The organism is Arthrobacter sp. 10T425 (assembly GCF_056393985.1).
Window position 1 is genome coordinate 21,126 of record NZ_JBFTGZ010000015.1, and the last position, 13,183, is coordinate 34,308.

General features: G+C 60.1%; 4 protein-coding genes. All 4 read right to left on the reverse strand.

All coding sequences use genetic code 11. The features are described 5' to 3' along the window. Position 1: 1 nt before the first annotated feature. Genes drmB through drmD form a run of 4 tightly spaced genes read right to left on the reverse strand, consistent with a single transcriptional unit; the run spans position 2 to position 13,171 of the window. Positions 2 to 2,101, reverse strand: coding sequence for a DrmB family protein (drmB, locus tag AC1DDH_RS16315; protein WP_476955836.1), 2,100 nt, complete (start codon positions 2,099 to 2,101; stop codon positions 2 to 4). Next, a complete protein-coding gene (gene drmA, locus AC1DDH_RS16320) occupies positions 2,098 to 5,796 on the reverse strand; it encodes a DISARM system helicase DrmA (protein ID WP_476955837.1) in 3,699 nt (1,232 codons plus the stop codon). The genes drmB and drmA overlap by 4 nt, the downstream gene beginning before the upstream one ends. Further along, the gene (locus tag AC1DDH_RS16325; RefSeq protein WP_476955838.1) at positions 5,796 to 9,962 is read right to left on the reverse strand and encodes an Eco57I restriction-modification methylase domain-containing protein; all 4,167 of its coding nucleotides are present in this window, start codon (positions 9,960 to 9,962) and stop codon (positions 5,796 to 5,798) included. Before AC1DDH_RS16325 ends, drmA begins: the two co-directional genes overlap by 1 nt. Positions 9,963 to 9,964: 2 nt before the next feature. Continuing rightward, positions 9,965 to 13,171, reverse strand: coding sequence for a DISARM system SNF2-like helicase DrmD (gene drmD / locus AC1DDH_RS16330; RefSeq protein WP_476955839.1), 3,207 nt, complete (start codon positions 13,169 to 13,171; stop codon positions 9,965 to 9,967). Between the last annotated feature and the right edge of the window lie 12 nt (positions 13,172 to 13,183).

The window sequence follows — 13,183 nt, forward strand, 5'->3', positions numbered from 1 at the left end:
GTCATTCCTCCAAGAGTGCCTGGAACAGGCTCGGGATCTTTTCGCCACCGGCTTCGCTCGACGCCGGAAGGTCCACCATAAATCGTCGGTCAAGGAACCTGTTGGAGTTCTGGCAAGACGTCTCGGAGTTGAACAGGCAGCAGTGGCACGCAGCGCCATGCAGGAAGTCCTCTGGATCATGAGGCACACGCTGGGCGCAGACGGGGTCGGAAGAGCACCGTGAAGCCCGGAGGAGTGCATCCCGAATCAACCTACCCAGCTTTGTGGGATCACTAAGAGCTACCAAGCCGCCAAGGGTTCCCTCAGAGTCCGGCGCGGTAGTAGAAATCAGGACACCGGCAGCAGGCTGCAGCACCCCATCACCCTTCCATGCGTACAGCCGTTCTCCGATGCTTGCGGAGCTGTAGCCGCTCCGAAGCGTCATCTGGCGAATCAAAACATGCGAAAAGGTGTGGACCGCCCAGAAACGCGGTGGCGGAAATCTCTCATCCGCTGTCCCGGCCCCCGCCGTGTCAGAGAGCCTATTGGCCCAGTTTCGGGTGTGCGCCTGGCGGTGACGCTCCCACACGACGGACCCCTCCACCTGCTTCTCCCAGGCAGCAACAGTGTCCTCGTCGAACCGTATGAAGATACCTTCTCCGCGGTCTTCAGTCGCCGGCACCCATTCTGGTTTGGTTCGGCGCAGTGGCACGACGCGGCCCTTGTGATCCGAGATCCGATCCAAGGCATCAATCCGTGTGAAGCCGACTATGGCGTTGACCTTCTTGAGCTTGTTGACTGCTCCTACACCGGCAACCAGTCCCCCAACGCCTGCGGGTGGCAGAACATCGGAGATTTGAAAATCCGATGTAGCCGCGATCTGGGGGAATTGACTGGGATCACTGAGGACACGCCACTCCGGGTCCAAGAGTTTGACCTGATCGAATGCTGCCGAGTCCACGTCGGGGACATTGGTCAAGTCCTCTCCGCCGGCGGCTAGCCCTACGGCTTCGAGCAGAAGCTCGTCGGCCAGATCTTCAACAGGGACCTGACACTTGGCTTTAATCAGGTCCCTGAGCACCCCCATAAGGCCTGTCGGCACAATTGACTGAACCTGAGCGAGGTCACCCGCATATAGCGCTCCCTTCAACTCTCTCGCCACTTCAGTTGCGGAGCGGTCGATTTTCCGGGGCAACACTAGGGTCGATACCAGCGATGAAAACCACAGGTTTGCGGCACCGATCATGAGGGTCTTGACTTCCTCTGTACATCCCTTCGGGTCGAACCAGTCGAGGTGAGGGTGCCTGGCCCTACACCGTGGCAGCTTGTCGTGAGCGGCGGGTCCGTAGGCCTCGTTCATGAACCGGGATTCGCGGCAAGACAAGCATGTGATCTTCGTCAGGGTTGAGCTTCCCAGGTCCTGGAGCCTGAGTGAGGGGGCACCTGAGGCTTTGATGCACTTCCCGCCCCGGTGTACCCATTCTTGGTAGGGGAATTCGTCCACGTGGCCGTTGGTGCACACCAGCAGAAAGCGGGCCGGCACGGCAGGGCGCGCAGCTCCCTTCTTGTCCGGCTTCGGAGCCCCGTCAACAGCGGCAACAGCCTTCGACCGCCCCGGGCAGCCTTCATGCGTGAACCCGGCCTGATCGGGCCTAAAAGGGTTTGTGTTCTTGTAAGTAAAAACCGAGCTGGACACCCGGGCCAACCGGTCACATCCGGTGCAGCGCAACCACTGCGGGAACACCCGCGCAGGTACACCCAGGTCCTTGCCTTCATCTCTGTGGCTGTTTGCGGTGGGCTGCCAAGGGAACGGGCGAAGCTGTTCGACCTGGGGTCCCAAGTGCCCACGCACCACGTCAAGAAGCCTCGGCTCGCTGATGGTCGTCTGGTGCTCCCGACGGGCGTAGATCGTATCCCAGGCATCGAGTCCGGCCGGCATCACCGTCATGTTGGGCAGATCGACGACGGCCCCCACACCGGAGGAGTACAGCAGCGCGTTCGGTCTCTGCCCGCTGACCTTCGCGCGGTTCTTGCTGCTCGAAACCTCGGCATCGCCCAGCGGATCAAGGTTCACACCGGGATTAATGTTTACAGACGTGTCGGACACTAGTTGTTCAGTCATTTGGCACCATCCTCAACAGGGAAAACCCATTCAACCGCCCCAAGCCTGGCTTCATTCGCCACAAGGTTCTCTTTTACGGGGCTGACGAGAAGATTGATCTCGGGTTGGACTTCACGCATGGAGTTTGCCACGCGGAACAAGTCGTCCATGTTCTTGGAGTCAAGTTCCTCGGGGCTCTTCAGCAGGAACGCACTGGCGTTGGCGTTGGCGCTCGTCGGCTTAGTGAATCCCAAGTCATGGGCAGTCTGCTTCGCCCTGGAGTCCCAATGGTTGAGCCTCATTTGAATCAGATCCTTGAAGCGTTCGGATTGGTGTTCATCGGAGGCCGACTCCACACGGGAGACAAGCCTCGCGATGATGTTTTCAACCGCAGAGTATCGGCCAGCAACAAGTCCAGCTTTTTGTTCCGGGTTGAGTGAATCACCGCCCGAAGCTCCCTCGATCACCCGCACTGCCGCGACCAGTAGGCCCGCCACCCCACGATCCATCGATGTTTCGGAATAAGGGGTCACGGATAGCGGCTCCACCTGTGAGTAAAAGGTGTCGTGATAGTGCTGGAACTGTTCAAAGTGGGCCAGGTCGCGGGGCCGTGTCCAGTTTCCAAGCGACACCACGATTCCCGGTTTGCTCGCGACACGTCCCACGCGGGACGACGCCTGAATGTACTCGGCCGTGTTTTTGGGTTGTCCGACGACCAGCATCAGTCCCAGCCGGCCGACGTCGACGCCCACCTGAAGCATGGACGTCGCCAGTACCACGTCGTATGGATACGGTCCCTTCCGTGCATCAGGGCTCTTGCCCGCGTCCCTGGCCTCACGCCAAGCCTTGCGGGCTGATGTCGACTGGACAGCCGGATCGAACTCAACGGCCAGCTTGTCCAGGGTCGACTTAATATCGTCGGACGAAATGCGCGACGTCAGCTCGCCATACTGCAGCTGATAGCCCAGGATCCGCTGTGAAAAGCCTGAGTCTTCACGCGGCCGGCCGACGGCCGTTGCTACGTCGTCGGCCACGTAGCGGCTCATGCCGGCCAATTCCCGGGTTGCGCTGAAGTAGCCAACCAGCGTCATGTAGGGATCAGCGGCTTCGCCGAAATCATCCAGGACTTTCTGACCGGACAGGAGCAGCAATGATGCCAGCGTTATTTCCGCGGTGGTGAGACGCACGCCTTGTGCACAGACGCCGATGTAGCGACGGCCCGGGTTCTGTTCCGAGACGGCGAGTTCCTTCGAGAAGAAGGTGTCCTCGACATCCAGCACCTGCGGCGGAAACACGCTCGGCGTCCGCCCGTAGAGCGCCCGAACCTGCTCGTGCGCGTTTCGCACGGTCGCGGTCGACGCGATGATGAGCGGGCGCACTTCGCGCCCCTCGGCATCCGTCCAGGAACTGACAACGTCGATCACGGATTCGAAGAGTCCGACGGCGGTTCCCAATGCTCCGGCGATGAGGTGGAGTTCGTCCTGGATGATGAGGTCCGGGGGCCGCAGGCGGTCGCAGTCAACAACGTTGGCGACGGGCATCGATCCCTTGGCATTGTGCCGCTCCGCCCCGCCGCAAGATCTGGTGTCCGCGTGGACGTAGCCGTGGCGTTCACAGTATTTCCGTACGTAGCCGAAGAGGCTTGCGGCTTCGCCTTCCCGGGAGAGCCGGGCGAACTTGTCCACGGTGCCGAGCAGGAAGGTTGGCGGGTGTCGGTAGATCTCCTCGTCCACCGTCAGAATCGGCAGACCCGGGTTCTCCCATTTGCTGCTTCTTCCCTTGGTGAAGGGGCAGTCTTCCTCATCATCGCCGCAGTACACGTAGATGCGCTGACGGTCGGCATCTGCCTCGACATGGCTGCGGCCGTCGATCGCGGTTCCGCACCACGGGCAGCGGCTCACTTGGAGAACGGTGAGACCGTGCGCCTTGGCGCTGTTGTTGGCCCGGACTTTGTCGATCTGCTCTTTGGCGTCGTCGAAGCGCTTGGGGCTGACGTTCATGCCCACCCAGAGCCCGATGGTGAATGGCTTGCTGCCCCATTTTTCGGTGTCGCCCTGGCGGATCATTTCGGCAGCGCACACCAGCGCCGTTGCGCGTTGGAACTGCTGCGCAGTGAGAAGGCGGAGGGTGTAGCGCATGAGGACGGCGACGCCGGACTCGCCCTCCAACTGTGCGGATTCATCTCCGGTTTTAAGGGATCCCTGCAGTCGCCGGATGGCGAAGGTGAAGGCGGCCAGGCCCAGATACGCCTCAGTCTTGCCACCACCGGTGGGGAAGAACAGCAGCTCGACGTTCGCCGCAGCGCTTGATCGACGGGGGTGGTGCGGTTCCACCATGGAGGGGATTTGCATCAGGATGAAGGCGAGCTGGAATGCGCGCCAAGCCGGCGGTCTGTAGCCGGTCTCGGCCCGCACATGCTGCTTCGAGCTTTCGAGGGAATTGGCTTCCCCCGCGGCCCGAGCCTGTGCGACCTGGGATTGGAAGCGTTGATCGCGCATGGCAGCATTCATGAAGCGGAAACAGTCCAAGGCCACTTCGTTGTCTGCGAGGTACTGGATGCCCTCGGCTAGCCGGTTCTTGGCGTAGTCGGCGGTTTCAATGAGATCCGTAGCCGTTTCGCGCAGGTTGTCAGGAAGAGCCTTGGTCTTTGCCTCCTGGTCAGCGAGCCAGATGGCATATCCATCAACCATGGGCATGAGAGCAGCAGCAACATCGTCCGAGCTGATGTTGGCGAGGATATCCATGTCCAGCTCGACATCCTTCATGGAGGGCGCCTGGGTCTGCGGAATTTCGGCGACGGGAAGCCAGGAGGTCTCCACGGACCTCGCCTTCCGCGCACCCTCGTCCGCAGTCCACGTCACCGAGCATGTGCGGCCGACAGCGAACTCCAGACGGTTGCGGTACTGCAAGGCCAGGGCTTTTTCTTCGTCGTCCAGATGCGGCTCGATGTCATCGCTAAGGTAGTCATGGCTCGGCAAGAAGACGGGCGAGCCGTCAACGGCGGTTACTACGACGTGGGTCTGGAACAGCCAGTCGTACAGAGGGATCTTGGCCGAAGTTGGCAGGTCATTGCAGAGGGCCAGCTCGATCAGCTGGGTCCCGTCGTCCTGGAGATACCGATCCACTTGGAGGATCACTGGTTTGGACAGATCAACGCGCTGGGTCACCCCGGGCGCCATTTCATCCAGCGTAAGCGTCGCTTCTATCTTGAAAGGTTCGCGCTGATAGGCGCTCCGGGGTTTTTTGGTCTGCACGCCGACTGACGTTTCCGCGGGCGCTTCCGAAACTACCGTGCTCGTGTTGTAGCGGCCCCACGAAGCAATCACACGCACCGCTGTCACCTCGGCAGGAAGTTGGAAGCGGATGCCCATGGATGAGGGCGCCATCAAGCCCTTCTTCACGGTCTTTACCCCCGAGTCATCAGCGTCCTCGGTTTCGTCCTCGTTGTCTTCTTCCGCTTCAACCGCGACGCCGCGCTGGGCTTTTGGGTCAGCCATTGCAAGGCGCTGGGCAGCTTCGTCGCCCGCGTCTTCCGGCGAAAGGGGCACGTCGCCGTTGACCACGTCAGGTTCCAAGGAAGACGGCGCCAACGCACCCACGAGGTAGGCATCTCGCGGGCTCTGGGTCAGAGTCTCACCTTCCCCTAGGCGCGGCCCAAGAAGATTGAGTCGAAGCAGGTCCACGAAGTCCTCACGTGCTTCAAATGAAGTTGACATCAGAACATCCTCTCCTGAGCATCGACGAGCTGTGATTCTTTCCTGGGTCCCGTTATTCGCTTGGGTTTGCCGACCTCAGCCTCCGCTTCCAACGCCGAGCGGCGATGGTTCTCAGCAAGCAGTCGTTTCAAGATCTCCCCTCGCAGCTCTGCCGGAAATGACCACCTTTGGATGGCTCGGTACTCAGTGACCTCGTATTCCAAATTGAGATCGTCCCACCCGTACTGTTGGACAACTTGTGCGTCGGCAGCTTCAATCAAACGCCTGAGCCTTTCGGCATCTTCGTCATTTTGATGACGACTGCTGTGAGCCAAGTTAGCTAGCTCCGTGACGCCAATATTTCGCCTCTTAGTAGCCTCAGGAATAAATGCGGCAATCTTTTTACCGAGATTTTCCATGTCTGGCGAGCTCGTAGAAAATGGATATGTCTGTACCACATCCCCAAGAGTGTATCTGGGATCTTGGCTCATCGTTGAACCGTGGGTAACCGCCCACAGCCAATGAAAAGACGAGAAGAGTTGCGTCATGCAGGCCGCAGAATGGGCGGTATAGATGGCCAATGCAGTCGTGAATACAGTCTTTTTGTCGACTTCGACGGGAACCATCGTTCTACTCGTAATAGTGATTGCATACACAAACTCAGCAGACTCTATTCGCTTGTAGAGCGCGGACCTATCATTCCAAAACTTCCACCATTCGAACACCATTCGGGGATATTTCTGGGGGTCCTTCTTCATCCGTTCGGGGCGAACCCACTCAAGAACATGGCGCCAAGGCAGTTCGTAAGTCGAGGCCTTGCTCTCGGCCAAGTTTCCAAAATCGATGATCCATCTGGTTCCAGTCTGAGTCGGGCTGTCGTAAAGCTCAGATCCATTTAGACACGGCTTCAAGACCTCAGCATTCCTAGGATCTGCAGTGATCATGTCTTTAGCAGCTTGGGGGGAAACTAGAAATCCACGGCCCAAAAAATCTGAGCCCTTCTGAGCAAGGTCACTATTCGATTTGAGCTTCAATGGTCGCTCGAAAACCTCTTCGGCCGGTTCCAGCATGTTCGATATCTCTGGGCACGGGGTATCATCGGCAAATCTCAAGCCAGTGACTTCGTCGGCAGGCAGGCATGCCACCCACAACTGACTTATATATACACTCGCCGAAATGCTGGGCCATTTAGTGGATTTTCGGGACCGTACGATGGTTCCCTCGGCCGGAATATGCAAATCCATTGCGAGTTTTCGAGTGTCGCCTTCGGCTATAACCTTCGACGTGACCAGGCCCAAGAGGGCACCTCTCCTGACCAAATCAAAAGTTCTTCCGAAGAAGAACGCAACGAGGTCCGTCTTCCCTCGGACCCCTCTGGCGATGGATTCGATCAAATAGTTTCGACAGTTGTCTCCCATTGAGGAAGAGATTCGTTTATCAACCAAGAAGGGCGGATTCCCGATAACGGCGTCGAATCCACCATGTCCGATCATGACATCGGGAACCTCGATCACCCAGTGGAGGGGTTTCCAACGCTCGTAGTCTGTCTCAACCGTCGGAGTGAGGCCCGACTTGTTGATAGCTTCGAGCATCCCCGGTTCGGCGTCAGCAACAGAATTTGGATAGGCCTTTAACAGAGCAAGAGAGAGATTCTCGTAAGCAGCGTCATGCGCGTTTCCGGGCTTTCCTCCCACCTTCAGGCCTGCAGCAACTATCCCATCGGCGATCGTGCGGAGCTGATCGGTAACCGATTTCGACTCCGCAAGTAGCGCCTTCTTGTGTTTCGCGCTCCTCTGCGGATCAAGCTCGGGTTGGTCAGCGATAGGCGTCGCCAGTTTCGCGCGGATATCTGCGGCCTTGCGCAGGGGAGTGTCTACGTCCACGGTGAAGCCGGGGTTAGCCATTCGTCGAGCTGACGGATTGATGTGCAGCCCCCGCAGCTGTTTGACGTCGGTCAGTCCCAATAGGGAATTTCCGTGCAGGACTTTGTCATCAACGAAACTGAACGGTTTCTTGGGGTCGAGCGACACTAGCCAGAGCGAGAGTTTGCACATCTCGACGGCCATCTCGTTGATATCCGCGCCGTACAGGCATTGGGACACCACTTCGCGAATCGCTAGGTTGAGGTCGCGGCCGGTGGTGTCCCCGCTAGCTGCGGATTCCTGCTGCCATGCTTCCAGCAGCCGTTCACCCAGGTATCGTGCTGCGGCTACGAGGAAGGCTCCTGAGCCGGCTGCGATGTCCGCAATACGAAGGTTCAGGATCTCCGTCGAGCTCTTGAGTTTCCAGGCCGTCGAATCCGCAGTCTGCAAAGGTCCCGGCTCATAGCAGAGCGGCTGCAGGGCGTGAAGCACTACTTCCTCGGCCAAGGATCGAGGGGTGTAATGTGCGCCCGCGTTGGCGCGGGACTTGGTTTCCTGGACGATGAGCCCGCCTTCGGACACCACGAAAGGGATGCCGCGGAGGTCGCGCCGGATGAGGTTGCCCCAGCTGGCGATCTGGCTGCGCCGCTCGTCCTCTTCAATGAGATGCCGGATTTTGAGGTCGACTGCCTCGGTCTGAGAGTTTTCAATGGCGGCGAGGATCTTCGTCAGCTGCGCGGGCGATTTCGCTACGGCACTGGGCTGGTCAGTTTTCCAGAATTCGATGAGTTTCTTCGCCAAGGCGGCATCGTCGCCGTCGACCTCCCGGTAGAGCTCTTCCAGCTTGTCGATGGAGATTTCCGGCTCTGATCCCGGCTTACCCACAATGCCCAGGACGATCTGTCCTTCGGGCACTCGCTTACAGGTGTAGCCCAGCAAACCTTCGTAGATGTAGCCGATTTGTTCCACATCGATGTCGCGGAACGAAAGCTTCTGTCGCGTTGCTGTCCGGCCGCTTCCGCTTTCGGCGTACTGAACGGACCGCAGAACTTCCAGCATGACCCTGTCATTGACACGGATAGCCAGCCCGGTGGAGCCTGTCCCCTCCATCCAGGGAAAACGCTCGGGGTCGAAAAGCGATCCGCCGTATGCCGGCATACGGACGTCGTCGAAGGACGCTCCCTCATAAAGAGCTGCACTTGCCGCCAGCAGCCGGTGCCACACCTCGGTCCGGTCAAGTGACTCGTCGCCGTCGTGACGTCTGCGTTCATCCAGTTCGTCCAGCTGGCCGGCCATCGAGTACGCCGTGCGGTACATTTCTCCGTTCGGCATGAGGCCTCTCTCCTCGGCGAAGAGCAGAAACACGACACGCATCATGACCGTTACGGCAGCTTCATAAGCGTGGTGTGTCTCGGCCGGCAGCGGCTCGGGCAGTCCGAGCTTGCGTGCGTTCAGCGAGCTTTCGGAGAAGGCCTGGATCAGCAGTTCGACGGCGCCGCGGACCTGGGTTCCCAAAGACTCAGTGATCTGTTCGGCGTCGAGCAGGCTGTCGCCGATGAGGGCGTCGAGCCGGTGGCTTTCGTCGGCCCCGGAAAGCGATTTAAGGCTGACGAGGTTGATGTAGGCGTCCCGGGCGAGAAGGTCGCTGGCCCAGTTCAAGCCATCAGTGATACCGCTGCCGATGGTTGAGACCCTTGTTGTGTCCTTGCGGGTGTCGGCCCAGACGACTGACCACCACCGGCCGTCTGTGACGATGCCGGAGGCTACCTCGGCGGTTCGCAGCATCTCCCCCATCCGATCGATGAGATTCGCGGACCAGCCATCCTTTCCGTCCTGGCGGAGACTGTCCACGGGGTCGACGGTCAGCAGCAAAGCGTATGGCTTGCCGTCCCTCAGCAAGCGGCCGCTCGCTGACGTTGTGACGGTGCCATTGGGGCTATGGGCAGCAAATACGGGATTCGGGGTTGTGAACGTCTCGAATCGTTCTCCCCACTTCGCCAGGTCCCGCAAGACAAAGGAGACCCACTCCCCCTGAATCTCGCGGAAAAGTCCCTCTTGGGCCTCGAGCCGATCCGTGGCTGCGGACAGTCCGCTGAGCGCGTTCAGCCGGGCCGCATCCAGAGCGTCGTAAGCTTTCACAAAGTCGGCAAAACGGAGCCGAAATGCCTCGTGGGCCTCGGCAGAGAGCCGGGGAACCACGTCGCCCCAAGTCTTCTTGGCGACCGGGATCGAAATGAACGGACCCTCAGTGTCAAAGGCCTGGATCCAGGTGGCATGTGATTCCTGGGCCCTCTTCTGCAGGGCGCTGCGTGTTGCGAAGTTCATCACTACTTGGCCCACCTGTTCCGTGCTTCTTCAACCGAAAGCCGAGCGTCTTCTGGGGTCAGAGCAAATACAACGGCGGCCGCCAGCGTTTGCGGACTCACATCCTGGTAACGACGCTCCACTGTGGCAAGTTCCTTTTCTTTTTCGCTCTCCAATGCATCGAGTCTGACCCTGATACGGAGAACGTCCTGTTCCCTTTGCCTCTTCTCGGCGTCGTCCCAAAGCGGGATGTTCATGTCCTGTTCGGCTTCCTTCAGACCGGTCAGCGTCCCCTGCAGGGTGTTCTTGAAGCGGCTGAAAATTTCATCGACTCTCTTACGGTCCTCCATACGCCGGGACTCCAAAGCCCCACGGACCTTGTCGGCGCGTTTCGCCGCAGTCTCATCCACAATCTGCTGGACGCGCTGCTTCATCGAGACCGATTCCGCCTCGCTGTTCCAGATTTCTGCCAAGGCGATCCGGTGCGGTTCCGGAGCCTCCACCAAACGTCCGGCATCGAGCGCGTCGGCAAGGAGTTTCTCGACGCTGCCTTGCGCGATCGCTTGGCGGCGGTTGAGCCGTGTTGCTGCAAAGAAGACTTCCTCGTGGAGCCTGAGACCGCCTTTGCCCACCAGCACGAGGCGGCTAGCAGCCGAGACGAAGGACTCCTGAAGCCCCTCCACCACGACTGCAGTGACCCGGCTGATGCGCGCGTCGGGGTTCCACATCTCGGAGCGGAGAATCCGGGAGGACCGTTGGACCAGGGGATGCCCCAGATGGACGTGGACGAGGTCCCTGTCTCCCTTGGCTCCCTCGGCGTCGAAGGTAATCCTGCGCTGGAGACCGGGATTGAGGCGAGTGGCGAGCGCATCGACGGTTCGTGACCAGCGTGGTTCCAGGACCGGTACCTCGAAGACGGGCGCATCGGTATCTTCACTGCCAGCGTCCTTCAATGGCGGCTGGCGATCCATGTCGAGCGCGGTTGCCACAACCCGCTGGAGATTCGCCGGAGTCAGGTGCAGTTCGCTGCGGTCTTTTTCCAGCCCTTCTTCCAAGTGGGTCAGTTTGCGGTTCAGTTCCTGACCGCCGGCGAGCATCTTGTTGATGGTTTCTTCGGCCGTATTCTTCTTCGGCGTTGCTTTGGGGATGTCCCAGCCGCCGAGCTGCCGCTGGATGTCCGGGGCGACTACCTCGTTGGCGGAGCCCAAGTCGTTGCGGACCCGGGCGATCTTGTCGGCGATGCGGGCGAGGAACGCTGCATCCCCGCTCAGAAGTGCCTTTGACTCACCGACCGGCGTGAAGTGAAAGATCTGGGGATTGTGAGTCTGGCCGTACCGGTCGATTCGGCCGATCCGCTGCTCCAGCCGGGTGGGGTTGAAAGGAATGTCGAAGTTGATCAGGCGGTGGCAATGCTCCTGTAAGTCGATGCCTTCACCCGCGGCGTCGGTCGCCAGCAGAATCCGCACCGGCTGCTCTGAAGGCGGCGCATTAAACCGTGCCCGGATCAGCTCCCGCTCTTCTTTGTCCGTCGCGCCTTCGATCACCTCGAGCCTGCCATCCGTGTACCCGTGGCTCTGCAGCACGTCCCGGACCCAGTTCAGGGTGTCCACGTACTCGGTGAAAATCACCACGCGTTCATCGGTCCACAGCCTGGTGCCGTTGGGGCCGGCGGTGCGGCAGACGCCGTCGAGCCATTTCACAACGGTGTCCAGGCGGGAGTTCGCATTCCCTTCGTACTCGCGGCCCCATGCGGCGAGCTCCTGCAGGAGGTCCCGGTCCTCGGCTGACAGTTTTTGTCCGGAGCGTGCGGCTTCCAGAGCCTGCATCTCCGGGTGTTCCAGAAGGCCTTCTTCTTCGTCAGCGGCCTCTGACCCGAGGGTTTCGTCGTAGCCGGCGGACTGGTTGGCGAACTTCCAGTCGTTGGTGGAGACGAAGGCTTCCGCGGTCATGGCGAAGGCTGGAGGGGATGAGAAAAACCGCTTCTTCAGCAGCAACGTCACGAGGTCGCTTGAACCGGTCCGCTGCTTCGCAGCCTTGTCCCGCCTGGTGGTGAACTCGAGCAGCCGCTCATAAGCGTCTGCCTCGTCCTCGGTCGGCGTGTAGGGAAGAGCTTTGACTTCGCGGGGCTTGAATCCCTTTTCTGGAAGATCGTCCTTCCGTCGGCGGATCGCGACGGCCTTGAGTGCTTCCTGGTCCAGCGCCGCGCCGCGTGCAAAGCGGCGCGGGTCAATCATCTCCAGCAACGCTGTAAACGACTCTGCATAGCCATTGTGCGGAGTGGCGCTGAGGAAGAGCCGGTTCTCGCAGGCTTCAGCGAGCTCGCGCACCGCAATGGTCCGCAGGCTGTCGACGGCGTAGCCGCCGCCCCCCTTGCCGGACGGCGATGACGGTGCCACGTGATGTGCCTCATCGACCACGAGAATGTCGAAGGCGAACTGCCTGGCGTTGGTTGGGTTCTTGACCTCCGAGTAGATGTTGCGGAGCATCCGCTGCGCGCGGGGCTGGGAGAGCCAGGCCATCGACACGATCGCCCGGGGGTACAAGAGGAAAGGGTTGGCCTGGGGTCCGTACGTCTTCTGCACAGCAACGATAGATTCACTGTTGATGATTTCGAACCGGAGACCGAATTTATCTTCCATTTCGTCCTGCCATTTCAGACAGAGGCTCGGAGGGCAGACAACGAGGACAGTGCGGGCACGGTGGCGGAGGAGAAGTTCCTGAACTACGAGACCGGCTTCGATCGTCTTGCCGAGTCCGACGTCGTCGGCCAGCAGGAGATTGGCCCGTGACGCCTCGAGAGCGCGGCGCAAGGGATCCAATTGATAGGCCTCAACGTTCGCTGCGCTCCTGAAGGGAGCTTGGAACTGCTTGGCGTCCGCAGAGGTAACTGCACCCCAGCGGAGCGCATCGATGAAGGCGGCGAGCGTCTCCGGATCGTCGAAACGATCGCCATCGATCTTGTCCGGCAAGTCTTTGTTGGGGACGAGCATGCGTCCGGGCTCGAGTTCCCACACCACTTTGAGCTCATGCCCCAACCGGTCGTCTTCGACCGATTGGAGTGCCACGGCATGCTGGCTGGATTGGATACCTTCGTCTGCCGGGCTGCGAGTCAGTCCCTGACGCTGGACATCTGTGACGACCCAGCGGGATCCCCGGACCTCAACCAGCTGCCCTTCTGTAGGAACCCCAGTGGGCTGTGCCTGCCCGGTCGTGACGGCAGCAACGCTCATGCAAATCCCCCG

What these genes read in the sequence shown, in the direction of transcription:
- drmB (WP_476955836.1), bottom strand. Translation starts at nt 2,101, where the DNA reads ATGACTGAACAACTAGTGTCCGACACGTCTGTAAACATTAATCCCGGT.
- drmA (WP_476955837.1), bottom strand. Translation starts at nt 5,796, where the DNA reads ATGTCAACTTCATTTGAAGCACGTGAGGACTTCGTGGACCTGCTTCGA.
- AC1DDH_RS16325 (WP_476955838.1), bottom strand. Translation starts at nt 9,962, where the DNA reads ATGAACTTCGCAACACGCAGCGCCCTGCAGAAGAGGGCCCAGGAATCA.
- drmD (WP_476955839.1), bottom strand. Translation starts at nt 13,171, where the DNA reads ATGAGCGTTGCTGCCGTCACGACCGGGCAGGCACAGCCCACTGGGGTT.